Genomic DNA, 26,569 nt, shown 5'->3' with positions numbered 1-26,569 from the left:
GCCCAGCGAGATTATTGCTGAGCGAGCTATTCAGTAAGGTGCGGCATGTCCGACTTCCTCTCCGCCTACGACGCGGTCCTCGAACGCTGGCCGGTTCCGGTCGAGACGATCGACCTGCCGTCGCCGTACGGCACGACCCGGGTGAACGCGTGCGGCCCCGCCGACGGCCCGCCGCTGGTCCTGCTGCACGGCGGCGGCACCACGGCGGCGATGTGGTTCGCCAATGTCGCCGCGTTCGCACGGCGTCATCGGGTGTACGCCGTGGACCGCATAGGCGAGCCGGGGCGGAGCATCCGGGGCGAACGCCCTCCTCGTGACGTCCGCGACCTGCTCGGCTGGCTGGACGGGGTGCTCGACGGGCTCGGGATCGACAGCGCCGCGGTGTGCGGACACTCCCACGGCGGGTGGATCGCCCTGACGTACGCCCTCCACGCCCCCCGGCGGGTCGGTCGGCTCGTCCTGCTCGACCCGACGCAGTGCTTCGGCGGGTTCCGGGCGGGATACCTGGCCCGCGCGCTGCCCACCCTGCTGCGGCCGACGGCCACGCGCGCGCGGGCCTTCCTGGCGTGGGAGACCGGCGGCGCGCCCGCCGACCCCGCCTGGCTGCGGCTCTACGGCCTGGCCGCGGAGTTCCCGGACACGAAGGTCGTCACCGGAAAACGCCCCGAGCCCGGATCGTTGCGCGCGCTCACCACACCGGCCCTCGTGCTCGTCGCCGGGCGTGGCAAGGCGCACTCCCCGCACCGCGTCGCCTCCGCCGCCGCCCGCCTGCTGCCGGGCGCGCGGACCGCTGTGCTGCCGCGCCTGTCCCATCACGCGATGCCGTGGCACGAGCCCGCCGACCTCAACGCCCGCGTCGTCGACTTCCTCGACGAACAAGCCACCTGACTCGACGGACGAGCCGCCTGACTCGACGGACGAGCCGCCTGACTCGACGTCGGCGCGCCGCCGCCCCCCTCCGGTGGAACCGCGTCTCTCGGAGGCGCGCGAGGATGCCCGTCTCGCCGCCCCGGAACTTAGACTCCCTGGCAATCCGCGACGTAGCAGGCCGTGAGGAGACTCCCATGTCGTCCGCGCCCGAGCAGGAATCGCTGGCCGCTCTCGCGGCCCGTCACGGGTTGCGGCGATCCGTGGCCCGGCCGGACATGCGCGTCTACCTGCGCCGATTATGGGAACGACGGCACTTCGTCCTGGTGTACGCGACCTCCCGCACCGCCTCGAAATACTCCGCCTCCGCGCTCGGGCAACTCTGGCAGGTGCTGACGCCGCTGCTGAACGCCGGCATCTACTGGGTCATGTTCGGCCTGGTCCTGGGCGGGCACGAGCACATCGCGAACTATCCGGCGTTCCTCGTCACGGGCATGTTCGTCTTCACCTACAGCCAGCGGTCGGCCTCCGCGGGGGCCAAGTCCGTCTCGGGGAACCTCTCGCTCATCCGCGCCCTGCACTTCCCCCGCGCGGCGCTGCCCCTGGCGTACACCCTTCAGGAACTGCGGCAGTCGGCCGTCTCCATGGGCGTGCTGCTCGTCCTGGTGGTCGTCATGGGGGAGTTCCCCACCTGGTACTGGCTGCTGATCCCGGTCGTCCTGCTGCTGCAGACGATGTTCAACACGGGGCTGAGCCTGGCCCTGGCGCGTCTGGGGGCCTCGCTGCGCGACGTGAACCAGCTCCTGCCGTTCGTCCTGCGGACCTGGCTGTACGCCTCCGGCGTCTTCTTCTCGATCCAGTACAAGATCGTGGGATATCCGGACCCGGCCACCGGCAAGCCGGTCGGAGGGGTCGGGCTGCCGCAGTGGGTGGCGGACGTCATGTACCTCAACCCCGCCGCCTCCGTCATCGAGGTCATGCGCGGAATCCTGATCCACACCTACAGCCCGCGCCCGATCGTCTGGCTGAGCTGCGTGTTCTGGGCGGTCGCCGGACTGACCCTCGGGCTCTGGTACTTCTGGCGGGCCGAGGACACCTACGGGCGCGGGTGAGGGCCGGAAAAGGGTTCGCGTGCGGGGGCGTGCTCTGATTTGCTCCACATCATGACGTCTGCGTGGGTCGGCGAGCGCGTGCGCCTGAGGGCCATCGAACCGGAGGACTGGGCGGCGTTCCTCGCCTTCGACGAGGACACCGACGCGGCCAGGAACGGCTGGCGGCTGCCTCCGCCCCGCTCGGCCGCCCAGGCGCAGAAGTGGGCCAGGGAGCTGGCCGAGCAGGAGTCCGACATGGACGAGCTCCGCCTGGTGATCGCCGACGCGGCCGACGGCCGCCCGGTCGGCATGCTCAACACGCACGAGGTCGAGCGCGTGCACGGCACGTTCTGCTACGGCATCTCCATCGGCACGCCCCACCACCGCAAGGGCTACGCCAGCGAGGCGATCGTCCTGCTGCTGCGCTACATGTTCGCCGAGCGCCGCTTCCAGAAGGCCGAGGCGTGGGTCTACAGCTCCAACGACCCGTCGCAGGCCCTGCACCGGCGGCTCGGCTTCGTCGAGGAGGGCCGCCGGCGCAGGAGCCGCTTCGCCGCCGGGCGCTACGACGACGGGATCCTGTTCGGGATGACGGTCGAGGAGTTCACCGAGCTCTACGGCTGAAGCTCGGCCCGCAGCCGCCGGGTGGCCTCGACGACGTGCGCCAGCGACGCCTCCACCTGCTCGTACGTCCGCGTCTTCAGCCCGCAGTCGGGGTTGACCCAGACGCGCTCGGCCGGCAGCGCCGCCAGCGTCCTGCGCAGCAGGTCCTCGACCTCGTCCGCGCCGGGCACGCGCGGGGAGTGGATGTCGTACACGCCGGGCCCGAGGCCGCGGCCGAACGCGCGCACCGCGCCCAGGATGCGCGCCCCCGAGCGGGCCGACTCGATCGTGGTGACGTCGGCGTCCAGGCCGTCGATGGCGGCCAGGATCTGGTCGGCGTCCGAGTAGCACAGGTGGGTGTGGATCTGGGTGCGGTCGGCCGCACCCGAGGTGGCCCGCCGGTAGGCCGCCACCGCCCACTCCAGGTAGTCGGCCTGCGCGGCCCGCCGCAGCGGCAGCAGCTCGCGCAGCGCGGGCTCGTCCACCTGGATGATCGACACCCCGGACGCCTCCAGGTCGCGCACCTCCTCGCGCACCGCGTCGGCGACCTGGAACACCACGTCACGCAGCGGCAGGTCGTCGCGGACGAACGACCAGGCCACGATCGTCACCGGCCCGGTGAGCATGCCCTTGACCGGCTTGTCGGTGAGCGACTGCGCGTAGGAGGCCCAGCGTACGGTGATGGGCCCGGGACGGCCGACGTCGCCGTGCAGGATCGGCGGCCGGGTGCAGCGCGACCCGTACGACTGGACCCAGCCGTTCCTGGTGACCGCGAACCCGTCCAGGTGCTCGGCGAAGTACTGGACCATGTCGTTGCGCTCGGGCTCGCCGTGCACGAGCACGTCCAGGCCGAGGCGTTCCTGCACCCTGATGACGTGCTCGATCTCGGCCTCGACGCGCCGCTCGTAGTCGTCCTCGGTCAGTGTGCCGGCCACCACGGCCGCGCGCGCCGCGCGCAGCTCGCCGGTCTGGGGGAACGAGCCGATGGTGGTGATCGGCAGCGCCGGCAATCCCAGGTGTGCGGCCTGGGCGGCGGCCCGGACGGCGTACGGCGCACGTTCCTCGGACGCGGCCGGCGAGGTCAGCGGCACCGAGGGCGCGACGGGGGCCGGACCCTGGAAGTCCGACCGGGCCAGCGCCACGACCTCGGCCACCTTCTGCTCGGCGAACGCCAGCCGTTCCCGCAGCGCCGGATCGAGGTCGGGCTCGGCGTCCACGTCGTAGGGCACGTGCAGCAGCGAGCACGACGTGCTCACCGTCACCCGGTCCGCCCGCACGCCGCCCAGGGCGGCCAGCGCGCGCTCCGGCGACGTGCGCCACACGTCCCGGCCCGACACCACGCCCGCGACCACGGTCTTGCCCGGCAGGTCGGTCACGGCGCCGCCGCGCACCAGGTCAATGCCGATCGCCTCCACGGGCGTGCCGGCCAGCACCGGCAGCGCGGGGCCGAGGTCGCCGAAGTAGGAGGCCACGAACAGTCCAGGGCGGGCGGTCGCCGACCCCAGCCGGTCGTAGGCGTCGCGGACGGCCTCCAGCTCCTCGGGCGTCCGGTCGCCGACCAGCGCCGGCTCGTCGAGCTGCACCCAGGCGACGCCCTCGGCGGCCAGCGCCGCGAGCAGCTCCTCGTAGCAGCCGAGCACGTCCTCCAGCCGCTCGGGCGCCCCGGCCAGCAGCAGGAACGTCACCGGCCCGACCACGACGGGCCGGGTCTCGTAGCCCAGCGCGCGGGCCTCGCGCACCTCGGCGAGCGGCTTGGAGGCGTCCAGCTTGAAGACGGTCTCCGGGCCGATCTCCGGCACGATGTAGTGGTAGTTGGTGTCGAACCACTTCGTCATCCGCAGCGGCGCCAGGCCCTCGGTGCCCCTGGCCATCGCGAAGTAGGGGTCCTCGGCCGCGCGGTAGCGCTCGGGCACCGCGCCCAGCAGCACCGCGGTGTCCAGCACGTGGTCGTACAGGGAGAAGGTGTTGGACGGCAGTCCCTCCAGGCCCAGCTCGGCCAGCCGGCGCCAGGTCCGCTCCCTGATCTCGGCGCCCGTCCGCTCCAGCTCCGCCCGGCCGGACCGCCCGTCCCAGTACGACTCCAGCGCCCGCTTCAGCTCCCGTCGCGGCCCGATCCTCGGATATCCGAGCACCGTGGACGTGGGGAATGGCGACATCTCAGCTCCTCGATCACGTCGGTCAGATGGCGGAATCGTGTCGGGCACCGCCGAGGTCGTGCATCATCGATAAGTGCTGCTTATGCTCAAGGAGATCCACTGCTTCCTCCTGGTCGCCGAGCGACTCGGCTTCTCGGCCGCCGCCGCTGACCTCGGCATGTCGCAGCCCGCCGTCAGCCAGGCCATCACCCGGCTCGAACGTGCCGCCGGGGTGAGGCTTTTCGAGCGCAATGCCCGCGAGGTGCGGCTCACGGCCGAGGGGAAGGGCCTGCTGCCGTACGCCCGGCAGGTGCTCGAATCGGCCCAGGCGTTCACCGCCGAGGCCGCCAGACTGGCCCGCCCGACCATTCACCTGGCTTATCCACCGTTGGTGGGGACACTGGCCGCGCGCATCGCCAGACGGCTGGCCGGGCGCGTTCCGGCGATCGGCGTGGAGCTCGTCGTGGCCGGCCGGGGCGCGGCCGCTCAGGCGCTGGGGAGCGGGGAGGTCTCGGCCGCGATCCTGGCCACGCCGGCGCCCGCGCAGTTCGTCACGGCGGCCCGCTTCCACGTCACCGTGGACCATCTGGCCGTCCCGCTGGGGCACCGGCTGGCCGGGCACGGCAGGGTCACGCCGGGCGATCTGGGCGGGCAGGTGCTGCTGACGCCGGGGAGCCGGCCGTGGCCGGGGCTGCCGGGGCGCTCGCGGATGGTGGCCGACGACGACTTCGCCGCCGCGCTCGACCTGGTGGCCGCCGGGGCGGGGCTGCTGCCGATCCCGCAGCTCCTGGTCAGGGCCGTCAGGCGGGAGGATGTGCGGTTCGTGCCGCTGGAGGCGGGGGAGCTGCGCATCACCTACGCGCTGGCCTGGGCGCGGGAGCGGGTGACGCCGGAGCTGATGGCGCTGGTGCAGGCGGTGCAGGACGCTCTGTGGACCAGATGAGCTGTGGACCAGATGAGCGGGGTCTAGTCGACGGCCAGGTTCTTCAGCGCCTCCCGGCGGCTCAGGCCCGAGATGCCCTTGGCGCGTACGTAACGCACGACCTCGTCGGGATTGGTCTTGGCGTACTCCCGTAAGGCCCAGCCGATGGCCTTGCGGGCGAAGAAGTCGGTGTCGGACAGGCTGGGTTCGATGCAGGCGTACAGCAGGGCGGTGTCGGTGCGGGACTTGAAGCGGTTCTGGCACAGGATCGCCGTGCGGCGCTTCCACAGGTCGTCGCCGGCGGCCCAGTCGAGCACGAGCGGGCGCATGGTGTCGGGGAAGGCGGTCAGCAGGCCGCCGACGCGGTGGGTGGCCAGCTCGTCGACCAGGTCCCACCAGGCACCGGTGACGATCATCTCCTCGTACATCGGCACGGTGTAGAGGGTCTGGAAGTCGCGGTAGTAGTGGTAGCCGGTCAGCTCGACGGCGGCGTAGCGCTCCTCGCGGAACTCGGCCTCCCGCCACAGCGAGAGCACCGCGCGCCGCCACTCGGGCGCGGAGTCGATGCGGTGGTCGGCGAACACCCGCCTGAGCGCCGCCCGCCTCGGCGTCGCCTGCACGCCGAGGAAGGGCATCTCCGACTTCATGTACGCGCGCATCGGCTCGGCCTTGTGCGGCTCGGCGATCTCCTGCAGTGCCAGCCGCACCGCCTTGCCGAGGCTCATCCCTGGCGCTGGGTCGTGCGCTCGCCGGTGGCGAGGCCGTCGAACAGCACGGTGATGTAGTGCTCGGCCAGGGCGGTGGTGTTGAGCCTGCCGCCGGGACGGAACCAGCGCACGGCCACCCAGATGGTGTCGCGGATCATCCGGTAGGTCAGCTTGGGGTCGACGTCGGCCCTGAACAGCCCGGCCGCCTGACCGGCCTTGATCTGGGCCACCCAGATCTGCTCGACCTCGTCCTCGGCCTTGACCAGGTAGTTGAAGCGCTCGAACTGGCGCAGGTAGTTCCAGTCGTTCTGCATGACGGTGATCGCGGCGCGGTGGGGTTCCAGCGTGCCGAAGCCGATGCGGACCATCTCCGACAGGACCGTGCGGGCGTCGGCGTTGTTGTCGACGGCGGCGCGGTAGCGGGCGATGAGGTCGTCGAGGAAGGTGGACAGCACCTCGTCGACGATCGTCTCCTTGGAGTCGAAGTGGTGGTAGAGGCTCCCGGACAGGATGCCCGCCTCGTCGGCGATCTCGCGTACGGTCGTGGCCTGGAAGCCCTTGCGCGCGAAGAGCTCCGCGGCGAGTTTGACGAGATGGTCGCGCCGCTCGGAGGCCGCCCCCGAGGTGGCGCGCTGGCGCTTCGCCGGTGACGTGGTGGTGCCGGAGTTCTTTCGCGTGGTCACGTTTCCATTATGAGCCCTCAGACAATCGCTTGTTCACGCAACAGGCCCAGCTCGTACGGCCTTACCTTGCTTACCAAGCGCTTGTTAGGATACGGAGATGAGTGAGGCTTACATCGTCGCCGCCGTCCGCACCCCGGTCGGGCGCAGGAACGGCGGGCTGGCCGCGGCCCACCCGGCCGACCTCGGCGCGCACGTGCTCCGCGAGCTGATGGACCGCGCGGACGCCGACCCCTCCGCCGTGGAGGACGTCATCTTCGGCTGCGTGGACACGATCGGGCCGCAGGCCGGCGACGTCGCGCGCACCTGCTGGCTGGCCGCCGGGCTGCCGGAGGAGGTGCCGGGCGTCACCGTCGACCGCCAGTGCGGCTCCTCGCAGCAGGCCCTGCACTTCGCCGCCCAGGCCGTGCTGTCGGGCACGAACGACCTGGTGGTCGCGGGCGGCGTGCAGAACATGAGCATGATCCCGATCTCCTCGGCCATGCTGGCGGGCCGGCCGCTCGGGCACGAGACCCCGCTCGCCGGGTCCAAGGGCTGGGCCGCGCGGTACGGCACGGCGGAGGTCTCCCAGTTCGCCGGAGCCGAGCAGATGGCGGTGGCCTGGGACCTGTCGCGCGAGGACATGGAACGCTACGCCTACGAGTCGCACCGCCGCGCGCTGCGGGCCGTGGACGAGGGGCGGTTCCGGCGCGAGATCGTCCCCTACGAGGGCGTCGCCGACGACGAGGCCCCGCGCAGGGACACCACGCCGGAGAAGATGGCCGCGCTCAGGCCGCTGACCGAAGGGGGACGGCTCACGGCGGCGCTGGCGTCCCAGATCTCCGACGGCGCGGCGGCGCTGCTGGTCGCCTCGCCCCGGGCCGTACGCGACCACGGGCTGACCCCGCGCGCCCGCGTGCACCACCTGTCGGCGCGCGGCGCTGACCCGGTCATGATGCTCTCCGCGCCCATCCCGGCCACCGCCCACGCCCTGGGCAGGACGGGCATGGCCATCGACGACTTCGACGCGATCGAGGTCAACGAGGCGTTCGCCTCCGTCGTCCTGGCCTGGATCAAGGAGACCGGCGCCGACCCGGCCCGGGTGAACCCCAACGGCGGCGCCATCGCGCTCGGCCATCCGCTCGGCGCGACCGGCGCGGTCCTGACCGTGAAGCTGCTGCACGAGCTGGAGCGCACCGGCGGCCGGTACGGCCTGCAGGCCATGTGCGAGGGCGGCGGACAGGCGAATGTCACCGTCATAGAGCGCCTCGCCTGAGAGCCGGGCCGCGGCGACTGGAGTGGCCATTTCCGGCATTGGTTGAATTCGACACGGAAGGAACGTGGCTGACATCAGAAAATGCCTCTAGCAAATAGGAAACTTTCCTATTAGATTTCGGGTCATGCCCCTCAGCGGTGACCTTCTTCGCCTCGCCGACGCCGTCCTCCTCCCTGGTTTCGCGGGAAGGACGCCTCCGGACTGGATCCTCCGCCGACTCGGCGAGGGACTGGCCGGTGTGGTGTTGTTCTCCCGCAACATCGCCGACCCCGCCCAAGTGGCCCGGCTCACCGCCGCGCTGCGTGCGGAGAACCCCGCGGTGCTCGTCGGCACCGACGAGGAGTCCGGCGAGGTCACCCGGCTGGAGGTGAGCACCGGCAGCAGTCGTCCCGGCGGGTACGCCCTGGGCGTCGTGGACGACGTCGGCCTCACCGAGGCCCTGGCCAGGGACCTGGGCGGCGACCTGGCGACAGCGGGCATCACCATCGACTTCGCCCCTTCCGCCGACGTGAACTCCAACCCCGACAACCCGGTCATCGGCCTGCGCGCCTTCGGCTCCGACCCCGCGCTGGTGGCCAGGCACACCAGGGCGTTCGTCCGCGGCCTGCAGTCGGCCGGGGTGGCCGCCTGCGCCAAGCACTTCCCCGGCCACGGGGACACCACCGTCGACTCCCACCACGGCGTGCCCGTGGTGGCCGACGCGGGCATCGAGGAGGCGCTCTTCCCGTTCCGGGAAGCGATCAAGGAGGGGGTCAAGTCGATCATGACCGGCCACCTGCTCGTGCCCTCCTACGACGCCGAACTGCCCGCCACGCTCAGCCCGAAGGTCCTCACGGGCCTGCTGCGCGAGGAGCTGGGCTTCCAAGGAATGATCATCACGGACGGCATAGAAATGGCCGCGGTGTCGGGGGCGTACGGGATCGGGGGCGCCTCCGCCCGCGCCATAGCCGCGGGAGCCGACGCGATCTGCGTGGGCGGCGAGCGGGCCGACGAGGCCACCGCCATCGAGGTCCGCGACGCCATCGCCGCCGCCGTGACCGATGGACTGCTGCCCGAGGAGCGACTGGCCGACGCCGCCCGCAGGGTCCGCGAGCTGGCCGCCTGGACCACCTCCTCGGGCAGCCCCGTACCGGAGGACGGCTACCTCGGGCTCTCCGCGGCCCGGCGGGCCGTACGCGTCACCCGCAGGTCCACCGCGCCCGTGCTGCCGCTCACCGGGGCGGCGCACGTGGTCGAGCTGACGCCCGAGATGAACCTGGCCATCGACAAGGGCACCCCGTGGGGCGTCGGCGAGCCGCTCGGCCGGCTGCTGCCCGGCACCGCCGTCACCCGGCTCGCGGCCGCGGACACGACCGGGGCCCGGCTGGAGCGGCTGATCGGCGAGGCGGGACAGCGTCCGCTGGTGATCGTGGTCCGCGACGCCCACCGCTACGCCTGGCAGGGCGAGGCGCTACGGCACCTGCTCAGCGCCCGCCCGGACGCCGTCGTCGTGGAGATGGGCCTGCCCGCCCGCTCCGACCTCGGCGCCGTGCACATCGCCACGTACGGGTCGGCCCGGGTCTGCGGCCAGGCGGCGGCGGAGGTGCTCACCGGTACGCTGTGACACCGTGAACCTCGACGGCGAAGACCTCTCCCACAGCCGCCCGGCCCTCCACGGCGACGGGCCGCACGTCTTCCGCGGCTGCGACCTGACCGAGGTCGACCTCTCCGGAGCCGCGCTGGCCGGCGCCCTGTTCGAGTCCTGCGTGCTCGACGGCGCCGACCTGCGCAAGGCCGACCTCGACGGCGCGGTCTTCAAGGGCGGCGGCGGCATGCGCCCGAGGTTCAACGACGCCGACCTGATCGACGCGACGTTCACCGACGTCGACCTGTCCTCGGCCCAGTTCGGCGGCGCGCTGCTGACCGACGCCTCCTTCACGGGCTGCCGCATGATCGGCGCCGCGCTCACGGCCTCGCGCGGCACCGGTTTCAAGGTCGCCCGCTGCAACCTGACGCTGGCCAACCTCGGCGGCTGCTCGCTGCGCGGCGAGTTCGTCGAGGGGGTGCGCTTCGACGACGCCGACCTGTCGGGCTGCGACTTCACCGAGGCCACCTTCAGCGACTGCCGGTTCATCGGCACGCGGCTGCTCAACACCACGTTCGCCAAGGCCGACCTGCGCGGCGCCGACCTCGGTCAGCCCGACGACGCCAAGCTGCGCGCCTTCACCGGCGCGATCATCAACCAGGCCCAGGCCAACGCCATCCTCGCCGCCCGGGGCATCACCGTCCTGTGAGCCGGGCCAGGCTCCCGCGCACGTCCTCGGCCTCGGCCATCACCCGCTCGATCAGCTCGGCGCACGACGGCAGGTCCTCGATCACGCCCACCACCTGACCGGAGGCCATCACCCCGAGGTCGGCCCGTCCGTCCACCATCGCCGCCCGCAGCAGCACCGGCGTGTTGGCCGCCTGGAGCACCTGCGCCCAGGTCAGCTCCCGGCCGCGCCGCATCCGCCGTCCCTCGCGGACCAGCGCGGCCCACGACAGGCCGGACAGCCGCCTGAACCGGGCGCCGTTCAGCACCGCGCGCAGCAGCCGCGACCGTTCCAGCGAGGCCACGAACGGCGTGCTGAGCACGCGGTGCGGCACGCCGTCCACACTGGTCGTCACGACGGTCTCGCGGGCGGCGAGGTAGACGTCCTTGACCCCGCCGGGCACCGGGGACTCGCGGGTCAGCAGGAAGCGGGTGCCCATGGCGACCCCGCACGCGCCGTAGGCCAGCGCGGCGACCAGGCCCCGGCCGTCGAAGAACCCGCCCGCCGCGATCACCGGGATGTCCACCGCGTCCACGACCTGCGGCAGCAGCAGCGTGGTGGCCAGCGGGCCGGTGTGCCCGCCGCCCTCGCCGCCCTGCACGATCACCGCGTCCACGCCCCACGCGGCCACCTTCTCGGCGTGCCGGCGCGCCCCCACCGACGGGATGGTGACGACCCCCGCGTCCTTGAGCCGGGCGACCAGCTCCCGCCGGGGCGCCTGGGCGAACGACGCCACCCGCACCCCCTCCTTGATCAGCACCTCCACCCGCTCGGCCGCATCGTCGGCGTCGGAGCGGAGGTTCACCCCGAAGGGGGCGTCCGTGCGCTCCTTCACCCGCCTGACCGCCGCCGTCATCTCGGGCACCGACATGGTCGCGGCGCCGATCACGCCCAGCCCGCCCGCCGCCGAGACGGCCGCGGCCAGCCGGGCGCCCGCGACGTACCCCATGCCGGTCTGGACGACGGGATGGCGGCAGCCGGTGAGCTCGGTCAGGGCGGTCCTCACGTCGCCACCTCGCGGTCGCGCGCCCGTCCGGGGTCCAGCCGGTCCAGGACGGCCAGCTCCCCGGCGTCCGGCTCCCGCGTCGTGGGCACGTCCGGCGGGACGACCAGCTCGAAGCCCGTGGCGGCCACCACGTCGGCCACGCTCACGCCCGGATGGGTGGACACCAGGCGCATCGAGCCGTCGGCGGTGGCGAAGTCGAGCACCGCCAGGTCCGTCACCACCCGCCGCAGCTCGTACGCCCCCCGGTCGGTCCCGAGTCCGCTCACCATGTCCACCTCGGGCACGAACACCCGGCGGGAGTGCCGCGGGATCCAGTAGCTCGTCGGGTCGCACCGCGTGTTCCCCGGCGCCCCGCGCACCCCCAGGAGCTGGGCCCTGGGCCGCGCCCAGTCGCCGATGCAGGAGATGTTGCTGTTCCCGTGCCGGTCGATCTGGCTCGCGCCGAGCATCACGTGCCGCCGGCCGTTCAGCACCAGCCACAGGTGCTCCCGGAACGGCAGCCAGCCCTCCACCACCCCGGGCGCCGCCCCCAGCGCGGGCACGTCGCCGGTGAGCAGGCAGACGCCGTCGTGGGTGAGCAGGTCGGGCTCGAACGTCAGCCGGGCCAGCCGCGCGGCCAGCACCGTGACCGCGCCGCCGATCCCGGCCGCCAGGATCTCCCCGTCGCCCCTGAACGCCTCCGCGCAGGCCAGCACGCACACGTCGGCCCTGCTCACCTCAGTTCCCCTCATCGACGCCGCCCTCCACGTACCGCCGCTGCCGTTTCTCGTCACGCCCGTAGTCCGGCTCGCACGAGGTGAACCCCGCCCCGCCGGGCGCCTCGACCACGCCGGTCACCATCGACCGGCTGATCAGCAGCGACTGCACCGGCCCCTCCTTCAGCAGGTCGGCGGTGTCCACCAAGCGCTCGCACGACACGTAGCAGCGCCCGGCCGCCTTGGCGTACAGGTCGTCGAAGTACGGGTCGGGGCCCAGGTACTGGGCGTTCCCGCGGGCGTCGGCCCGGTTGAGGTGCACCAGGGCCACGTCCATGGTCAGGGCGGGCACCGCGACCAGCTCCTCCCCGTCCCCGTACGGCGAGCGCACCGTCCGCAGGTCCGGGTTGACCCGCATCACGCCGGACCCCAGCCCGGCCCGCGTCGGCAGGAACGGCAGCCGGTGCGCCGCCGCCAGCAGGCCGAACATGAACATGCCCTCGTCGTACTCGGCGAACTCGACCGCGCCCGCCTGCCGGGCGGCCCGGAAGTGCGGTTCGAGGGGGATCGAGTCGAGCGTGACGAACGGCGCCACCACCTTGCGCACCTTGCCCGCCGCGCACAACATGCCGACGTCCGGGCCGCCGTAGGAGACGATCGTCAGGTCCTGGACGGGCGCCCGCAGCAGGCCGCCCACCAGGGCCATGGGCTTGCGCCGCGAGCCCCAGCCGCCGATGCCGACCGTCATCCCGCTCTCCACCGAGGCCGCGACCTCCTCGACGGACATCACCTTGCTCATCGGAACCGCTCCCTGTGCTCGTCGCCCATGCCCATGAGGTTCAGCTCGAAGGTGAAGCCCTGCTCGAAGCGGTAGCTGCGCCGGACGTCCACCGGGTCGATGCCGTTCAGCGACTCCTTGGCGCGGCGGATCACGTACGGGTCCTTGTCCGCGATCAGCCCGGCCACCTCCATGGCCGCCTCCCGCAGCTTGTCGCGCGGCACCACCTCCAGGACCGACCCGAACGCGTGCAGTTCGGCCGCCGTGACGTTCCTGCACGTGTAGACCATGGCCCGCATGAGGTGCTGGGGCACCAGCCGGGCCAGGTGCGTGGCGGCGCCGAGCGCTCCGCGGTCCACCTCGGGCAGCCCGAAGTAGGCGTCCTCGCTGGCCACCACCACGTCCGCGTTGCCCGCCAGGCCGACCCCGCCGCCCAGGCAGTGGCCGTGCACGGCGGCGATCACCGGCACCTCGCACTCGTAGACGGCCGCGAACGCCTCGAAACACTGCCGGTTCGCCCCGACCAGCGCTGTGTGCCCGGGATCGGCCTGCATCTCCTTGATGTCCACGCCGGCGTTGAACCCGCGTCCCTCGGCCCGCAGCACCACCACCCTGGTCGCCGGGTCGCGCCCGGCCGTGCGCACGGCCGCCGCCAGCTCGGCCCAGCCCCCCACGGTCAACGCGTTCACCGGCGGCACGTCCACCACGACCTCGGCGACCGGCCCGTCCCGCAGTGTGATCCCCATCGCGCTCCCTGGTCGCACCTAACGCTTGCTTGGTACGGTAGCACCCGTGACGGTCACTTACGACTACACGGGCAGGTCCGTGCTGGTGACGGGCGGCACCCAGGGCATCGGCGCGGGCATCGCCAGGGCCTTCCGCGCGGCCGGCGCCGACGTGACGGTCTGCGCCAGAAGGGACCCGGGCCCCTTGGACGGCCTGCGCTTCGTCCAGGCCGACGTACGCGTGCCGGAGGACGTCGAGCGCCTGGTCGCCGGGTTCGACCGGCTCGACGTGGTGGTCAACAACGCCGGCGGCTCGCCGCCCGCCCCCGTGTCGGGCACCTCGCCACGCCTGCACGCCCGCGTCATCGAGCTCAACCTGACCGCGCCCCTGCTGGTGTCCCAGCGGGCCCACCCGCTGCTGGCCGCCGTCCGCGGGGCGATCGTGATGATCGGCAGCGTCAGCGGCGCCCGTCCCTCGCCGGGCACCGCCGCGTACGGCGCCGCCAAGGCGGGCCTGCACCACCTGGCCCGCTGCCTGGCCGCCGAGTGGGCCCCCGAGGTCAGGGTCAACTCGGTCGTCGTCGGCCTGGCCGGCACCACGGCGGCCGAGCGGTACACCGGCCACGGGCGGGCGGACGCGACCATCCCCGCGGGCCGCCCGGCCACGCCCGCCGACGTGGCCGGGGCGTGCCTGTGGCTGGCCGCCCCCGGCTACGTGACCGGCGCCGAGGTGCGGGTGGACGGCGGCGGCGAGATCCCCGCCTGGCAATACCTGGCTTCCGACGATATTTCCTGATATCTGTTCATGATCCCCTTGGGAGGTCTTGTGGGCATTTGCGCTGGCCGTGTGGTGATCGTGACAGGCGCCGGACGCGGCATCGGCAGGCAGCACGCCCTGGAGTTCGCCCGCCAGGGCGCCCGCGTCGTGGTGAACGACCTCGGCACCGCCCGCGACGGCGGCGGCGCGTCCGCCGGCCCGGCGCACGAGGTCGTCGCCGAGATCGAGGCCCTCGGCGGCCGGGCGGTGGCCAACTGCGACGACGTGTCCGACTGGGCCGGCGCCGCCCGCCTGGTCAAGACCGCCGTCAGCGCGTACGGCCGGCTGGACGTGCTGGTGAACAACGCCGGCTTCCTGCGCGACCGGATGCTGGTCTCGATGACAGAGCAGGAATGGGACGACGTCGTCCGCGTGCACCTCAAGGGCCACTTCCTGCCGCTGCGGCACGCGGCCGCGTACTGGCGGGAGCGGTCGAAGGCGGGGGAGGAGGTGTCCGGCAGGGTGGTCAACACCTCGTCGGGCGCGGGCCTGCTCGGCAGCGTCGGCCAGGGCGGCTACTCGGCGGCCAAGGCCGGGATCGCCGCCCTCACCCAGGTCGCCGCCGCCGAACTGGCCCGCTACGGCGTCACGGTCAACGCCATCGCGCCCGCCGCCCGCACCCGGATGACCGAGGAGGTGTTCGCGGCCACCATGGCCAGGCCGCCGTCCGGCTTCGACCCCATGGACCCGGCCAACGTCGCCCCCCTCGTGGTCTGGCTCGGCTCGGCGGCCTCCGCGCACGTGACGGGCCGGGTGTTCGAGGTCGAGGGCGGCACGATCTCCCTGGCCACCGGCTGGCGCCACGGCCCCGCCGTGGACCGGGGCGCCCGCTGGTCGCCGCAGGAGGTCGGCGAGGCCGTCGCCACGCTCCTGGAGGCCGCCCCCGAACCCGAACCCGTCTACGGCGCCGCCCCCTGACGTCCTCCCGCCGCAAGGGCGTCAGCGCATCGACGACCGGGCGGTGGGACGCAGGCGGAAGCGCACCGGCGGGGCGGTCAGGCGGCCGTCGAGCAGGGAGAGGTCCGCCTCGCGCTCGTCCTCGGGACGGGCGAAGCGGGTGAACCACACGAACACGTTCTCCCCGGTCCGGACGGGCAGGCGGGGAAAGGTGTTCTCGGCGTGCTCGCTCTCCAGGCAGCCGACCGGCGGCGTCCCGGCCTCGGCCAGCGCGGGCGCGACCTGCCGGGCGAAGAAGTCGGCGAAGCCCTCCTCGACGTGGCAGATCGTCGCGACGTAGAGCGCGGCGGGCGGTTCGGCCGCGACCGAGGCCGGCCGGTCCCAGGACGGAAGCGGCGGCCCGGACGGGTGGAGCAGGAGCACGTCGTCCGAGTCGATCATCGTGGCGTTGGCGGCGTCGCGGTGGGCCGCCCAGACCGGGCCGCCGTAGAAGCCCTCCAGCGCCGCCCGGCGGGCCTTCATATCGGGGAAGGCGCGCAGCCAGGTGAAGGTGTCGGGGGCGTCGAGGTCGCGGAAGGTGCCGGCGACGCGCATGCCGAGCGCCTCCTGCGGCTCGACGAACTCGCGCTCGAACAGCGTGACCAGCGTGTCGCGCCGCCCGGGGTGCAGGGTGTAGCGCCGCAGTTCGTAGATCATGGCCGGACCGTAGGGCCGGGTCACTGCCATCTCATGTCAGGGTGGGCCACGAACAATGTTCTGATCACTCTTAGCTACCGTGTGGCAACGCAGAGTTATATAGTCGCATTGACCTTGATCCGAATGGGTCACAGAAGGTCAAAAAAGGGGGCGGTGGCTGCCCAGGGCCCTGGTGCCCCGCCGCTTCCCAAGGGGTCCTCACCGGTAAGGAGCAGAAGTGATCAAAAGGCTGAGCGCCGCGGGTGCCGTCCTGGCCGCGGCCGCCGGCGTCGCCATGGCGGCCGTTCCCGCCCACGCTGACACCTGGTCCGACAACTGGAGCAGCAACAGCGACTCGTCGCAGGCCGGCAACAACTTCGGCGACGTCTCCGCGGCCAACCACGGTGGCTGGGACTCGACCAACGTCAACAACATCAACGGCATCGCGTCCACCGCCACCGACGGCGGCGTCGCGGTGACCTACATCTTCCACTGACGTCCGTACAGCTCTGAAGGAAGGGACATCGACATGATGAAGAAGCTCTGCGTGACCACCGGCGCCGTCGCCGCGGCCGCCGCCCTGACGCTCCTGTCCTCCCCGGCCTACGCCGACATCACCTCGGGCAACTCCAGCTCCAACCACGACACCTCGCAGTCGGGCAACAACTTCGGCAACGTCGTGAACGTGAACGTGAGCGGCACCGACGCCACGAGCGTCAACAACGTCAACGGCAACGCCACGACCGCCACCGACGCCAGCCACGCCGGCTCCAGCGTCGACTCCTAACCGGACCCGGGGGCGTCCTCCGGCGCGGAGAGGGCGCTCCCGTACGGGCCGGGTCGAGATGACCCGGCCCGCCCCCACTACCATCCGTGGATGACGAAATGCGCATATGTCACCTTTGATGACCGAACCGGCCAGGACGACGAGCGTGACCTCGCGCTCTCCCACTGGCAGGCCCACGGCATCGAGGCCCGCGCCGAACGCTGGGACGACCCCGAAGCCGACTGGAGCGCCTACGACGCCGTCGTCGTGCGATCGGTCTGGGACTACATCGACCGGCGCGAGGAGTTCCTGGCCTGGGCCCGCAGGGTGGAGTCCGTCACCCGGCTGCTCAACCCGGCCGCCGTCCTGGAGAGCAACACCGACAAGACCTATCTGAGAGACCTGGGCGTGCCGACCGTGCCCACCCACTGGTCCGCCGACGACCTGCCCGACTGGCCGGAGTACGTCGTCAAGCCGGCGATCTCCGCCGGGGCCCGCGACACGACCAGGACCACCGACCGGGGCAAGGCCGCGGAGCTGGCCGCCGCCCTCCAGGCCGCGGGGCGGCAGCCGATGGTCCAGCCCTACCTCGACATGGTGGAGTCGGAGGGCGAGACCTCCCTGCTGTACTTCAACGGCCGCCTCAGCCACGCCGTCCGGCGCCATCCGATGCTGGCGGCGGGCGCGACCTTCGACCACAACGCGCGGGCCGAGCTCCGCACCCCGGCCCCGGACCAGGTCGACCTGGCCGAGAAGGTGCTCGCAGCCATTCCCCACGCCCTTCTCTACGCCAGGATCGACCTGGTCCGGCTGTCCGACGGCACGCCGGTGGTCATCGAGCTGGAGCTGACCGAGCCGTACCTGTTCCTGCGTTACGCGCCGGACGCCGCGGCGAACCTCGCCCGGGCCCTGGTCGAGCTGGTCTGATCAGCAGGAGATGCCGCCGTCCACCGGGATGACCGTGCCCGTCAGGTACGCCCCCGCCCGCGAGGACAGGAAGATGGCCGCGCCCGCCATGTCGTCGGGCCGGCCGATCCGTCCCAGGGGGATGGTCGAGGCGATGGCGGCGCGGGTGGCGGGATCGTCCAGGGCGAAGGCCATCATCTTGGAGTCGAACGGCCCGGGGGCGATGGCGTTGACCGTGATGTGGTCCTTGGCCAGCTGCCTGGCCAGGTGGCGGGTCAGCATGTGCACGGCCGCCTTGGTGGAGGAGTAGGCGTAGCTCTCCAGGGCGGGCACCCGGATGCCGTCGATCGAGCCCACGTTGATCACCCGGGCCGGGTCGTCCGCGCCGGCCGCCTCCCGCAGGTGCGGCAGGAACTTCTGGGTCAGGTAGAACACGCCCTTGACGTTGATGTCCCAGAGCTTGTCGAAGGCGTGCTCCGGATACTCCTCCAGAGGTGCGCCCCAGGTCGCGCCGGCGTTGTTGACCAGCACGTGCAGCGGGCCGCCCACCGCCGTGACCAGCGTGTCCACCCCTTCGGGCGTGGACAGGTCGGCCTGGACGGCCGTGCACCCCAGCTCTGTGGCCGTCTTCTCGACCTCCGCCGACTTGCGCGCCGATATGACGACGGTCGCGCCCGCCTCCACGAACCCGGCGGCGATCATGCGGCCGATGCCGCGCGAACCACCGGTGACGACGACCGTCTTGCCTTCCACCGAGAACAGAGTCATGTTCCGGAAGCATGCCATACCGACCGGTCGGTTACTAGCTGCCCGCGTCCTTCACCCAGAGTCGCAGCAGCCCGCGGAAGTGCTCGGTGAACCGCTCACGCTCGCCCGCCGGGTACGTGGCCGCCACCGTGTCCACCAGCAACCGATCGAACTCCGGCCCGGCCACCCAGTCCAGGACGACCTCATCGAGGTGCCCCAGATGGGTACGGCAGAACTCCTCGTACCGGTCCACCTCGAAGTACCGGTCGGCCAGCTTCCGGTACTGGGCCAGCCGTTCCCCGTAGTCGCCGGTGACCTCGAAGTAGTCGTGCGTCTCCAGGTCGATGCGTGGGCGGCGGCGGGTGGCCACGCAGAACACGCTCCACTTCACCAGCGCCTTGATCGCCCAGGGGAAGTAGTAGTGGAGGCTGGTCAGGGCCACGTCGGGGCAGGCGTTGGCGTAGTCGATCGGGTGCACGTCCGTGCCCTTGACCAGGGTCTCGCAGGAGTTGAACTCCCAGCGGAAGAACGCGTTCACCAGCCGCCCGACGGTGACGACCTCCTCGCCCACCGACGGCGAGAGGAACTCGTGGTCCACGGCGTAGCGGTCGTGCATCGGCTCGTCCGGGCGGAAGCGCATGACCATGGTCTCCGCGCCGATCGACAGCGACCTGGCGAAGGCGTCGTACCCCTCGACGGACTGCTGGAGGTGCATGAGCATCTCGCCGCTCTGGTCGTAGGCGCGGTGCAGCTCGTCGCGGTCGCGCACGCGGGAGACGCCCCGCCAGGCCCCGCCGTCGTACGGCTTCATGAACAGCGGGTAGCCGATGCGCTCGGCGACCGCGTCGAGGTCGAAGGACCGGTTGTAGCGCTCGGCGGTGTAGGCGTAACGGGCGTTGTCCAGCGGGTTCTTGTACGGCACCAGCACCGTCTCCGGCACCTTGAGGCCCAGCCGCATCATCGCGCAGTAGGCCGCGTGCTTCTCCATCGACTGGAACGTGAACGGGCTGTTCAGCAGATAGACGTCGTCCATCATGGCGATCTTCTTCAGCCACTCGCGCGGGTGGTAGTACCAGTACGCCAGCCGGTCGATCACCAGCTCGTGGCGTGGCTTGGCGCGCAGGTCGAACGGCTCGATCGTGATGCGCTCGACGTCGAACTCGCCCACCCCCTTGATCGGCCCCAGCCGGCGTAACACGGTCTCGAACGCCGCCGGCCAGTCCTCCTCGGTCCCCAGCAGCAGCCCAATGAGATGACGCACGATGCTCCTCCGCGGTCGCCGCGAGGGCTCACACGCCGGGCAGGCGACCGTTCCTGAACAGGTCGACGAACCGTTGATGGTCTTCACGAGCCTGTGCCCCATAACGGTGGGCGAAATCCACCAACATGCCGATGAATCCGGATTGATCGCCATCGATGACCCTGACGATCGCCTCCTCCGTCGAGAAGTCCACCAGGTCGTGGCTGGACTCGTCGTCGGCCACCGAGTGCATGCGGGCCACCGCCCGTCCCAGGTCGCGCATGATGGAACGCAGCTCGTCCGGCTCGTTGACGTCGTCCCAGTCGAGGTCGGCCGAGTACGGCGACACCTCGGCCACGAGCTGGCCCACCCCGCCGAGCGAGGCGTACCCGAGCCACGGGTCGGCGTAGGCCTGCAGCGCCCGCTGCGACTCCGCCGTGCGGTGGCCCTGGTGCAGGAAGTAGGAGGCCGCCTTCTCGTTGTCGACGTACCGGGCCACGGCCGGCGCCTGGGCCTGCTTCATGTAGAGGATGACGTCGTTCTCCAGCGCCTGCGAGCGCCCCTCCAGCAGCAGGTTGTACGACGGCAGCCCCGCCGACCCGATCCCGACGCCCTTGCGCAGCGCCACGTCCTTGACGACGTGCTCGACCGGGTTGGACGGCGTCGGCAGCGTCGCCAGGTAGCCCTCGAACGCCGCCAGCACCTGCTCCCGGGTCGCGGCGTCGACCGGCTCCCGGCCGTCCATGAGGGCGAAGCGCCGGTCGTAGTCGTCGATCACGGTCTCGACGTCCAGCATCGCCACCCGCGTGCTGAGCCGCGCCGTCTGGAGCACCCGGTGCAGCACGCCGCCGGTGGTCTCCAGGGTGAGCGAGCCGATGGCGTCGTCGCCGCCGGTCGCGATGCCGTGCAGCTCGGTCAGGTACGCCCGCCCGAACTCGCCCACCAGCGTGCTGATCGTGTCGTCCGACAGCGCCTTGGCGTAGCCGATCAGCGCCACGCTGGCGGCGAAGCGCTTGAGGTCCCAGACGTAGGGGCCGACGTAGGCCTCGTCGAAGTCGTTGACGTTGAAGACCAGCACCCCGGAGGCGTTCATGTACGTGCCGAAGTTCTCGGCGTGCAGGTCGCCGTGGATCCAGACCCGGCCGGTGGGCTCGTCGACGTAGGAGCCGTCGGCGAAGTCGCCGGTCAGGTCGGCGTAGAACAGGCCGGCGCTGCCCCGGTAGAACGCGAAGGGGGAGGCCGCCATCTTGCGGAACTTGCGCCGGAAGGCGGCCGGGTCCCGTTTGATCGACTCGCCGAACTCACTGATCAGGACGTCGAGCAGGAAGGAGGAGCGTGTGCCCATGACACGGACGGTAGTCCGCCGCCTCCCCGCCGCCTACCCCGAATTCTCCCTGACAGGGCCAGCTCAGGGATGTTGCGAGGAGACCGAGACGGTCTCGCCCGTCATGTACGAGGAGTAGTCGCTGGCCAGGAAGACGATCACGTTGGCCACCTCCCACGGCTCGGCCGACCGCCCGAACGCCTCCTTGGCGGCCAGCTCGGCCAGCAGCTCCTCGCTCGTCACCTTCGCCAGGAAGGGGTGCACGGCCAGTGACGGCGCCACCGCGTTCACCCGGACGCCGTGTTCGGCGACCTCCAGCGCGACGCACCTCGTCAGCGCCATCACCCCGGCCTTGGCCGCCGCGTAGTGCGCCTGCCCGCGCTGCGCCCGCCAGCCGACCACCGAGGCGTTGTTCACGATCACGCCGGAGCCCTGGCCGATCATGTGCCGGACCGCCGCCCTGGTGCAGCGCATGGTGCCGTTGAGGGTGACGTCGACGACCGCGTGCCACTGCTCGTCGGTCATCTCGGCCAGCGGGGCCGTACCGCCGAGACCGGCGTTGTTGATCACCACGTCGAGCCGGCCGTGCGCCTCCACCACCGCGTCGAACAGCGCCAGCACCTGCGGCTCCGACGTCACGTCGCACGGGACCGCCAGCGGCTTGACGCCGGTCAGCTCGGTCAGCGACTCGGCGGCGGCGGACAGGCGGCGCTCGTGCCGGTCGGAGATGACGATCGTCGCCCCCTCCTCGGCGCAGCGCCTGGCGGTGGCGTAGCCGATACCCGCGCCCGCGGCGGCGGTCACCAGCGTGACCTTGCCGTCGAGCAGGCCGTGCGACTTCGGATAGGGCGGTGCCATCCGTGCTCCAATCAGCGGGGGAGTCCGAGAGTGCGCTCGGCGATGATGTTCCGCTGGATCTCACTCGACCCGGCATAGATCGTGTCCGCCCGGCTGAACAAATACAAGCGTTGCAGGTCGTTCAGCCCGTCCTGCGCCACGAGCCCGGCCTTCCCCTGGACCTCCTGCGCCAGCTCGCCCAGCCGGCGATGCCACTCCGACCAGTAGAGCTTGGCGATCGACACCTCCGGGCCCGGGTCCGGGCGCAGCATGCGCAGGGCGTTCATCCGCATGATCTCCAGCTCCAGCCACGACCGGACCAGCCGGTCGCGCAGCACCGGATCGTCGGCCGCCCCCGTCCGCCGGGCGGTCGCGATCACCTCGGCGAGCTCCCGCCGGAACCCGATCTGCTGGCCCAGCGTGGACGCCCCGCGCTCGTGGCCCAGCGTGGCCATGGCCACCCGCCAGCCCTCGCCCGGCGCCCCGAGCACGTTCCCCGCCGCCGTGCGCGCGCCGTCGAAGAACACCTCGTTGAACTCGGAGGTGCCGGTGAGCTGCCTGATCGGACGTACGCTGACGCCCGGCCGTCCCATCGGCACCAGCAGGTACGACAGCCCGCGATGCCGCTGCGAGCCCTCCTCGGTACGGCACAGGACGAAGCACCAGTCGGCGACGTGGGCCAGCGATGTCCACACCTTCTGCCCGGAGACGACCCACTCGTCTCCTTCGAGCCGCGCCCTGGTCCGGACGTTCGCCAGATCGGAACCGGCCTCGGGCTCGGAGTAACCCTGGCACCACAACTCCTCGCCGCGCTGGATCGGCGGGAGGAAGCGGTCCTTCTGCTCGTCGGTGCCGAACTCCAGGATGGTCGGGCCGATCAGCCCCTCGCCGATCAGGCCGACCCGGGCAGGAGCGTCGGCCCTGGCGTACTCCTCGTAGAAGGCGACCTGGTCGTCGAGGGAGGCGGCGCGGCCGCCGTACCGCTCGGGCCAGCTCAGGCAGGTCCAGCCCGCCTCGCCGAGCCGGCGCTCCCAGGCCAGGCGCAACTCGTGCCCCTCGTGCTCCCTGCCGGGGCCGCCGAGGCCGCGGACGTGCGCGAACTCGCCGGACAGGCTCTTCTCCAGCCAGGCGCGGGCCTCCTCACGAAGGCTCAACAAATCCTCCGTAGCCGCCCTGGAAGAAGACCAGCGGGCCGCCGTCGGCGTGCGTGTCGAGCTGCAGCACCCGGGCCACCACGATCATGTGGTCGCCCGCCGGGTGCTCGGCCTCGATCACGCAGTCGATCCAGGCCAGCGCGCCTTCGAGCACCGGGTTGCCGCCGGGGGAGCCGGTCCAGGCCAGGCCGGCGAACTTGTCACCGCCCTTGGCCGCCATCTGCGCGCAGACCGGCTGCTGGTGCTCGGCCAGCACGTTCACGGTGACGACCTTCGCGCCGCGTACCCGGGGCCAGCTCGTGCTGGTGTGGGCGACGCAGAAGGCCACCAGCGGAGGGTCGAGCGAGACCGAGGTGAAGGAGTTGGCCGCCAGGCCGCAGGGCTGGTCGTCCGCCGGGTCGAGGGCGGTGATCGCCACCACGCCGGTCGCGAACCTGCCGAGGACCTGCCGGAACCGGCGGCTGTCGGGGTGGCCGTTCCCGCTGTGCTGTGAAGGGCCGGGCGGCATGGCGGCTCCGTTGCGAGTCCTGCTGCGCTGGTGGGGCGTCGGAAGGCCGCGACAGCCGTCCGGCGCGATGAGCCGGGCAGCGTGTGTGCTCATGGGTCCGCCTCCTCGTGACCGACTGCGCCCATTCTACATACCAAGCGCTTGCTTGGACACTAAGCCCACCCCACCCCCCTGTCAACCCACCCCACCCGCCCCCCACGCAGGCCCGCCGCCCGCGGCCCGTGCCGGTGGCGCCGCCCGCCGCCCGCCCGCCCGTGTCGGTGGCGCCGCGGGCCTCCGGCGCCGCCCTCCCGGCCGCGCCGGCCCTCGCCCCGGTCCCCGCGCCGCTCGGCCGGTGCTGGGACGGTTCTCGGCGGCTTCTGGTGGGAGGTTCCGGGTCCGACTCCGGCGCCGGGTCGGTGGGGTGGGGGACGGTGCGGGCCGGCGCAAGGTGTACGGCGAGGGTCGTTCGTTCGTCCGTCGGCTTGCGTGTTCCGGTGTGCCGTCCCCTTGAGGGAGGCGTCCCTGGGGCTGCGGGGTGGTGGTTGACATGGGGAAAGGGAGGGGCATAGCGTGGCCGATGTGCCCAAGCGCTTGCTTGAATTTCGGGATGTGACCGCCGTAGCGGGAGTCGGCTACACCCCCTTCACCAAGAACTCGGGCGTCAGCACCCTCACCCTCGCCTGCCGCGCGATCCTCGCCGCCCTCGACGACGCCGGCCTCCCCCCGGACGCCGTGGACGGCCTGGCCACTCACCGCGTCGGCGACTCGGCCCCGCCCTCCCTGGTGGCCCCCGCGCTCGGCCTGCCCGATCTCGCCTGGCACCTCGACCAGTTCGGCGGCGGCAGCGTCTCGCACGCCGTCGTCGGCCAGGCCGCCCTGGCCGTGGCCACGGGCATGGCCGAGACCGTCGTCTGCTACCGCGCCGTCAACGCCCGGTCCGAGTTCCGCATGGGCGGCACCGGACGCGGCCTCCCGGCGAGCCCCGAGGTCCAGTACCAGGCCCCGTACGGCTACTTCGCCCCGCCGCAGCAGTACGCCATGTACGCCCGCGCCCACATGCTCCGGTACGGCACCAGACCCGAGCACTTCGGCCGGCTGGCCGTCACCCAGCGCGCCAACGCGGTCAAGAACCCGCGGGCGCTCATGCGTACCCCCATCACGCTGGAGGACTACCTGGCCAGCAGGTGGATCGCCGAGCCGTTCCGCCTCCTGGACTGCTGCCTGGAGACCGACGGCGCCTGCGCGGTCGTCGTCACCACGGCCGAACGCGCCCGCGACCTGCGCCGCCACCCCGTCCTGATCTCGGCGGCGGCCTGGGGCGGCGGCACGTCCCACCTGTCGGGCACGGGCCCGGCCGACCCCACGGTGACCGCGGCCGCCACCCTGGCCCCCCGCCTGTACGCGCAGGCCGGTCTCGGCCCCGGCGACGTGGACGTGGCCGAGATCTACGACTGCTTCACGTACTCGGTGATCGTCCAGCTGGAGGACTACGGCTTCTGCGGCAAGGGCGAGGGCGGCCCGTACGTGGAGTCGGGGGCCACGGCCCTGGACGGCGAGCTGCCCGTGAACACCCACGGAGGCTTCCTGTCGGAGGGGTACGTGCACGGCGTCAACCACATCGCCGAGGCGGTCGCCCAGCTCCGGGGCGAGGCGGGCGACCGGCAGGTGCCCGGCGCCGAAGTGGCGCTCTCGACGGCCCAGCCCGGCTACATCCTGCCGGCCACCTCCGCACTGATCCTCAGGAGGTCGTGACCCATGGCCCACGGTCCCCGTCCCGAGCCCGACCGCGACTCCGCCGAGTGGTGGGAGCGCCTGGCGCGGGAGGGGTTCGCGGTTCAGCGCTGCGACGGCTGCGGGACCGCGCGCTTCCCGGCGCGGGCCTTCTGCCCGTCCTGCCGGGGCGAGGCGTGGCGGTGGGACCCGGTGCCGGCCGAGGGCGTGGTCGAGAGCTGGATCGTCAACCGGCGGCCCTTCATGCCGGGCGCGGCGGAGCCGTACGTCGTGGTGATGGTCCGGCTGGACGCGGTCCCCGGCTGCCTGGTGCACGGGAACTGGCGCGGCGCCGCTCCCGAGCCGGAGCCCGGCCGGCGCGTGCGAGGGGTCCGCACGCGGATCGACGACCGGCTGACCCTGCTCGACTGGGAGCCCCTGAGCGGGGATCTGGATGCCCATTCGCCCGAGCGCACATCCTCCCGCTGATCGACCTCGGTCCGGAGTTTCGATTGGTACCGGAAATTCCCACCAGTCCCACCATTGCGAAGGTGCCCCCAGGTTGGCCCTCAAGGGTTGATGATGAAGCGGAGGCGTCAAACATGGAGGCGACCCGGACTTGGCGGCGTACGTGTGCGGTAGCGACTCGGCGACAGCCGTGACCCCGAGGTCACGACCGCTGACTCCTGCCGCCGGCCCGGGCCTGAGCCGGGTGGCGCGCAGCCCTCCGGACACGGGGGCGGTACGGCGGCGCAAGAGGGTCCCTCGGAGGAAGGCGCGTCCTGGCGGGCGTGGGGGACCCGCCAGGACGCGCTTCCTGCCCCGTGAGCGGCGACGCCAGGACTCCGGCGAGGGATGGAGTCCTAGGCCGTGAGTTCGCGCACGGAGTCGGTGGGGGTGTGCGAAGGCACGTGCCGCCGGCGACGAGCGGTGATGCGTCGAGCTGAGCCGATCGGGTCATCCATGGGGTGCGTGACGGGGGCGCCACCCTCCTCGTTCCAGACAAAGGATCCGTCTATGCGCCACACGGTCGGTTCGGTCGACACCGAGAGCACGGACATTCCCATTTCCGTGCTCTGACATCTGTGGGGGAACCCGGCGCGTCGCAACGCGTAACGCAGTAAACGAGTTGCTTCACGAGGGTTCTGCCAGGGCAGGAACGGCGTGTCCGAGTGAACCGGCAACACTTGGCCTCCACCCCCTCACCGGCCTTTAGATGGATTTGTACCAACGAATGGATGATGGGCCGGT

At 72.1% G+C, this 26,569-nt stretch carries 28 protein-coding genes; 14 read left to right on the top strand and 14 right to left on the bottom strand.

Features of this window, described 5'->3' with window-relative positions; genetic code table 11:
- The first annotated feature begins 45 nt into the window (after window positions 1–45).
- From ACWCSU_RS34585 to ACWCSU_RS34575, 3 genes are all read left to right on the top strand, one after another.
- The gene (locus ACWCSU_RS34585; RefSeq protein ID WP_449940613.1) at window positions 46–888 is read left to right on the top strand and encodes an alpha/beta fold hydrolase; all 843 of its coding nucleotides are present in this window, start codon (window positions 46–48) and stop codon (window positions 886–888) included.
- A gap of 176 nt (window positions 889–1,064) precedes the next feature.
- On the top strand, window positions 1,065–1,979 hold the full coding sequence (locus ACWCSU_RS34580) for an ABC transporter permease (protein WP_449940610.1): 915 nt from the start codon (window positions 1,065–1,067) through the stop codon (window positions 1,977–1,979).
- A 51-nt stretch (window positions 1,980–2,030) separates the two neighbouring features.
- A complete protein-coding gene (locus ACWCSU_RS34575) occupies window positions 2,031–2,582 on the top strand; it encodes a GNAT family N-acetyltransferase (protein ID WP_357694491.1) in 552 nt (183 codons plus the stop codon).
- Here the strand turns inward: ACWCSU_RS34575 and metE are convergent.
- Window positions 2,573–4,717 (bottom strand): 5-methyltetrahydropteroyltriglutamate--homocysteine S-methyltransferase, encoded by a 2,145-nt coding sequence (gene metE / locus ACWCSU_RS34570; protein WP_449940607.1) that lies wholly within the window; start codon window positions 4,715–4,717, stop codon window positions 2,573–2,575. The genes ACWCSU_RS34575 and metE overlap by 10 nt on opposite strands.
- Window positions 4,718–4,799: 82 nt before the next feature.
- Between metE and ACWCSU_RS34565 the strand changes: the two genes are divergently transcribed.
- Window positions 4,800–5,639, top strand: coding sequence for a LysR family transcriptional regulator (locus ACWCSU_RS34565; protein WP_357694673.1), 840 nt, complete (start codon window positions 4,800–4,802; stop codon window positions 5,637–5,639).
- Between the two features lie 23 nt (window positions 5,640–5,662).
- Here ACWCSU_RS34565 and ACWCSU_RS34560 read toward each other — a convergent pair whose 3' ends face one another.
- Together ACWCSU_RS34560 and ACWCSU_RS34555 are read right to left on the bottom strand one after the other, a co-directional pair.
- Window positions 5,663–6,343, bottom strand: coding sequence for a DNA alkylation repair protein (locus tag ACWCSU_RS34560; RefSeq protein ID WP_357694487.1), 681 nt, complete (start codon window positions 6,341–6,343; stop codon window positions 5,663–5,665).
- Entirely contained in the window at window positions 6,340–7,008 is a 669-nt protein-coding gene (locus ACWCSU_RS34555) for a TetR/AcrR family transcriptional regulator (protein ID WP_357694485.1), read from the bottom strand. The genes ACWCSU_RS34560 and ACWCSU_RS34555 overlap by 4 nt, the downstream gene beginning before the upstream one ends.
- 97 nt (window positions 7,009–7,105) lie before the next feature.
- Here ACWCSU_RS34555 and ACWCSU_RS34550 point away from each other — a divergent pair, with 97 nt between their 5' ends.
- The 3 genes from ACWCSU_RS34550 to ACWCSU_RS34540 all read left to right on the top strand — a co-directional run bounded on the left by ACWCSU_RS34550 (window position 7,106) and on the right by ACWCSU_RS34540 (window position 10,533).
- Window positions 7,106–8,260, top strand: coding sequence for an acetyl-CoA C-acetyltransferase (locus ACWCSU_RS34550; protein ID WP_357694483.1), 1,155 nt, complete (start codon window positions 7,106–7,108; stop codon window positions 8,258–8,260).
- 124 nt (window positions 8,261–8,384) lie between these two features.
- Window positions 8,385–9,863 (top strand): glycoside hydrolase family 3 protein, encoded by a 1,479-nt coding sequence (locus ACWCSU_RS34545; RefSeq protein ID WP_449940604.1) that lies wholly within the window; start codon window positions 8,385–8,387, stop codon window positions 9,861–9,863.
- A 4-nt stretch (window positions 9,864–9,867) separates the two neighbouring features.
- Window positions 9,868–10,533, top strand: coding sequence for a pentapeptide repeat-containing protein (locus tag ACWCSU_RS34540; protein WP_449940603.1), 666 nt, complete (start codon window positions 9,868–9,870; stop codon window positions 10,531–10,533).
- Here ACWCSU_RS34540 and ACWCSU_RS34535 read toward each other — a convergent pair.
- The 4 genes from ACWCSU_RS34535 to ACWCSU_RS34520 are packed head-to-tail and all read right to left on the bottom strand — an operon-like array spanning window position 10,520 to window position 13,776.
- Window positions 10,520–11,557 carry an NAD(P)H-dependent flavin oxidoreductase gene (locus tag ACWCSU_RS34535; protein ID WP_449940601.1) on the bottom strand — a complete coding sequence of 346 codons (1,038 nt, stop codon included), beginning with the start codon at window positions 11,555–11,557 and terminating at the stop codon, window positions 10,520–10,522. The two genes, ACWCSU_RS34540 and ACWCSU_RS34535, sit on opposite strands and share 14 nt — an antisense overlap.
- On the bottom strand, window positions 11,554–12,288 hold the full coding sequence (locus ACWCSU_RS34530) for a CoA-transferase subunit beta (protein ID WP_449940600.1): 735 nt from the start codon (window positions 12,286–12,288) through the stop codon (window positions 11,554–11,556). Before ACWCSU_RS34530 ends, ACWCSU_RS34535 begins: the two co-directional genes overlap by 4 nt.
- Window positions 12,275–13,051 (bottom strand): CoA transferase subunit A, encoded by a 777-nt coding sequence (locus tag ACWCSU_RS34525; RefSeq protein ID WP_449940598.1) that lies wholly within the window; start codon window positions 13,049–13,051, stop codon window positions 12,275–12,277. Before ACWCSU_RS34525 ends, ACWCSU_RS34530 begins: the two co-directional genes overlap by 14 nt.
- Window positions 13,048–13,776, bottom strand: coding sequence for an enoyl-CoA hydratase family protein (locus ACWCSU_RS34520; protein WP_449940596.1), 729 nt, complete (start codon window positions 13,774–13,776; stop codon window positions 13,048–13,050). The genes ACWCSU_RS34525 and ACWCSU_RS34520 overlap by 4 nt, the downstream gene beginning before the upstream one ends.
- A 46-nt stretch (window positions 13,777–13,822) precedes the next feature.
- On the opposite strand from ACWCSU_RS34520, the gene ACWCSU_RS34515 reads away from it, so the two are divergent.
- Both ACWCSU_RS34515 and ACWCSU_RS34510 read left to right on the top strand, forming a co-directional pair.
- A complete protein-coding gene (locus ACWCSU_RS34515; protein WP_364093991.1) occupies window positions 13,823–14,551 on the top strand; it encodes an SDR family oxidoreductase in 729 nt (242 codons plus the stop codon).
- Window positions 14,552–14,560: 9 nt separating this feature from the next.
- Window positions 14,561–15,490 (top strand): SDR family oxidoreductase, encoded by a 930-nt coding sequence (locus ACWCSU_RS34510; protein ID WP_449940593.1) that lies wholly within the window; start codon window positions 14,561–14,563, stop codon window positions 15,488–15,490.
- Between the two features lie 21 nt (window positions 15,491–15,511).
- On the opposite strand, the gene ACWCSU_RS34505 is transcribed toward ACWCSU_RS34510, so the two are convergent.
- Window positions 15,512–16,165 (bottom strand): NIPSNAP family protein, encoded by a 654-nt coding sequence (locus tag ACWCSU_RS34505; RefSeq protein ID WP_364093999.1) that lies wholly within the window; start codon window positions 16,163–16,165, stop codon window positions 15,512–15,514.
- 217 nt (window positions 16,166–16,382) lie between these two features.
- Between ACWCSU_RS34505 and ACWCSU_RS34500 the strand changes: the two genes are divergently transcribed.
- The 3 genes from ACWCSU_RS34500 to ACWCSU_RS34490 all read left to right on the top strand — a co-directional run bounded on the left by ACWCSU_RS34500 (window position 16,383) and on the right by ACWCSU_RS34490 (window position 17,837).
- Complete coding sequence (locus tag ACWCSU_RS34500; protein ID WP_357694466.1) at window positions 16,383–16,640, top strand: hypothetical protein; 258 nt, start codon at window positions 16,383–16,385, stop codon at window positions 16,638–16,640.
- Between the two features lie 33 nt (window positions 16,641–16,673).
- Window positions 16,674–16,931 carry a hypothetical protein gene (locus tag ACWCSU_RS34495; RefSeq protein WP_357694464.1) on the top strand — a complete coding sequence of 86 codons (258 nt, stop codon included), beginning with the start codon at window positions 16,674–16,676 and terminating at the stop codon, window positions 16,929–16,931.
- 90 nt (window positions 16,932–17,021) lie between these two features.
- Window positions 17,022–17,837: an ATP-grasp domain-containing protein gene (locus tag ACWCSU_RS34490; protein WP_449940589.1), complete on the top strand. Its 816-nt coding sequence runs from the start codon at window positions 17,022–17,024 to the stop codon at window positions 17,835–17,837.
- Here ACWCSU_RS34490 and ACWCSU_RS34485 read toward each other — a convergent pair whose 3' ends face one another.
- From ACWCSU_RS34485 to ACWCSU_RS34460, 6 genes are all read right to left on the bottom strand, one after another.
- Window positions 17,838–18,584 carry a glucose 1-dehydrogenase gene (locus ACWCSU_RS34485; protein WP_449940586.1) on the bottom strand — a complete coding sequence of 249 codons (747 nt, stop codon included), beginning with the start codon at window positions 18,582–18,584 and terminating at the stop codon, window positions 17,838–17,840.
- A 34-nt stretch (window positions 18,585–18,618) separates the two neighbouring features.
- On the bottom strand, window positions 18,619–19,824 hold the full coding sequence (locus tag ACWCSU_RS34480) for an ATP-grasp domain-containing protein (RefSeq protein WP_357694459.1): 1,206 nt from the start codon (window positions 19,822–19,824) through the stop codon (window positions 18,619–18,621).
- 28 nt (window positions 19,825–19,852) lie between these two features.
- The gene (locus tag ACWCSU_RS34475; protein ID WP_449940584.1) at window positions 19,853–21,148 is read right to left on the bottom strand and encodes a DUF2252 domain-containing protein; all 1,296 of its coding nucleotides are present in this window, start codon (window positions 21,146–21,148) and stop codon (window positions 19,853–19,855) included.
- Window positions 21,149–21,211: 63 nt separating this feature from the next.
- The gene (locus tag ACWCSU_RS34470) at window positions 21,212–21,985 is read right to left on the bottom strand and encodes an SDR family oxidoreductase (RefSeq protein ID WP_357694455.1); all 774 of its coding nucleotides are present in this window, start codon (window positions 21,983–21,985) and stop codon (window positions 21,212–21,214) included.
- Between the two features lie 11 nt (window positions 21,986–21,996).
- Window positions 21,997–23,118: an acyl-CoA dehydrogenase family protein gene (locus ACWCSU_RS34465; RefSeq protein WP_449940581.1), complete on the bottom strand. Its 1,122-nt coding sequence runs from the start codon at window positions 23,116–23,118 to the stop codon at window positions 21,997–21,999.
- On the bottom strand, window positions 23,105–23,719 hold the full coding sequence (locus ACWCSU_RS34460) for a flavin reductase family protein (protein WP_449940579.1): 615 nt from the start codon (window positions 23,717–23,719) through the stop codon (window positions 23,105–23,107). Before ACWCSU_RS34460 ends, ACWCSU_RS34465 begins: the two co-directional genes overlap by 14 nt.
- 480 nt (window positions 23,720–24,199) lie before the next feature.
- On the opposite strand from ACWCSU_RS34460, the gene ACWCSU_RS34455 reads away from it, so the two are divergent.
- Window positions 24,200–25,360, top strand: a complete 1,161-nt coding sequence (locus ACWCSU_RS34455; RefSeq protein ID WP_357694669.1) for a thiolase C-terminal domain-containing protein — start codon at window positions 24,200–24,202, stop codon at window positions 25,358–25,360.
- Window positions 25,361–25,363: 3 nt separating this feature from the next.
- On the top strand, window positions 25,364–25,807 hold the full coding sequence (locus ACWCSU_RS34450) for a Zn-ribbon domain-containing OB-fold protein (protein ID WP_357694451.1): 444 nt from the start codon (window positions 25,364–25,366) through the stop codon (window positions 25,805–25,807).
- The last annotated feature ends 762 nt before the right edge of the window (window positions 25,808–26,569 follow it).

This window comes from Nonomuraea sp. NPDC001699 (assembly GCF_053596455.1).
This window is presented reverse-complemented; position numbering and strand designations above follow the sequence as displayed.

What these genes read in the sequence shown, in the direction of transcription:
- ACWCSU_RS34450 (WP_357694451.1), top strand. Translation starts at nt 25,364, where the DNA reads ATGGCCCACGGTCCCCGTCCCGAGCCCGACCGCGACTCCGCCGAGTGG.
- ACWCSU_RS34510 (WP_449940593.1), top strand. Translation starts at nt 14,561, where the DNA reads ATGATCCCCTTGGGAGGTCTTGTGGGCATTTGCGCTGGCCGTGTGGTG.
- ACWCSU_RS34580 (WP_449940610.1), top strand. Translation starts at nt 1,065, where the DNA reads ATGTCGTCCGCGCCCGAGCAGGAATCGCTGGCCGCTCTCGCGGCCCGT.
- ACWCSU_RS34525 (WP_449940598.1), bottom strand. Translation starts at nt 13,051, where the DNA reads ATGAGCAAGGTGATGTCCGTCGAGGAGGTCGCGGCCTCGGTGGAGAGC.
- ACWCSU_RS34585 (WP_449940613.1), top strand. Translation starts at nt 46, where the DNA reads ATGTCCGACTTCCTCTCCGCCTACGACGCGGTCCTCGAACGCTGGCCG.
- ACWCSU_RS34495 (WP_357694464.1), top strand. Translation starts at nt 16,674, where the DNA reads ATGATGAAGAAGCTCTGCGTGACCACCGGCGCCGTCGCCGCGGCCGCC.
- ACWCSU_RS34550 (WP_357694483.1), top strand. Translation starts at nt 7,106, where the DNA reads ATGAGTGAGGCTTACATCGTCGCCGCCGTCCGCACCCCGGTCGGGCGC.
- ACWCSU_RS34530 (WP_449940600.1), bottom strand. Translation starts at nt 12,288, where the DNA reads ATGAGGGGAACTGAGGTGAGCAGGGCCGACGTGTGCGTGCTGGCCTGC.
- ACWCSU_RS34560 (WP_357694487.1), bottom strand. Translation starts at nt 6,343, where the DNA reads ATGAGCCTCGGCAAGGCGGTGCGGCTGGCACTGCAGGAGATCGCCGAG.
- ACWCSU_RS34460 (WP_449940579.1), bottom strand. Translation starts at nt 23,719, where the DNA reads ATGAGCACACACGCTGCCCGGCTCATCGCGCCGGACGGCTGTCGCGGC.
- ACWCSU_RS34565 (WP_357694673.1), top strand. Translation starts at nt 4,800, where the DNA reads ATGCTCAAGGAGATCCACTGCTTCCTCCTGGTCGCCGAGCGACTCGGC.
- ACWCSU_RS34545 (WP_449940604.1), top strand. Translation starts at nt 8,385, where the DNA reads ATGCCCCTCAGCGGTGACCTTCTTCGCCTCGCCGACGCCGTCCTCCTC.
- ACWCSU_RS34505 (WP_364093999.1), bottom strand. Translation starts at nt 16,165, where the DNA reads ATGATCTACGAACTGCGGCGCTACACCCTGCACCCCGGGCGGCGCGAC.
- ACWCSU_RS34470 (WP_357694455.1), bottom strand. Translation starts at nt 21,985, where the DNA reads ATGGCACCGCCCTATCCGAAGTCGCACGGCCTGCTCGACGGCAAGGTC.
- ACWCSU_RS34575 (WP_357694491.1), top strand. Translation starts at nt 2,031, where the DNA reads ATGACGTCTGCGTGGGTCGGCGAGCGCGTGCGCCTGAGGGCCATCGAA.
- ACWCSU_RS34475 (WP_449940584.1), bottom strand. Translation starts at nt 21,148, where the DNA reads ATGGGCACACGCTCCTCCTTCCTGCTCGACGTCCTGATCAGTGAGTTC.
- ACWCSU_RS34520 (WP_449940596.1), bottom strand. Translation starts at nt 13,776, where the DNA reads ATGGGGATCACACTGCGGGACGGGCCGGTCGCCGAGGTCGTGGTGGAC.
- ACWCSU_RS34485 (WP_449940586.1), bottom strand. Translation starts at nt 18,584, where the DNA reads ATGACTCTGTTCTCGGTGGAAGGCAAGACGGTCGTCGTCACCGGTGGT.
- metE (WP_449940607.1), bottom strand. Translation starts at nt 4,717, where the DNA reads ATGTCGCCATTCCCCACGTCCACGGTGCTCGGATATCCGAGGATCGGG.
- ACWCSU_RS34490 (WP_449940589.1), top strand. Translation starts at nt 17,022, where the DNA reads ATGACGAAATGCGCATATGTCACCTTTGATGACCGAACCGGCCAGGAC.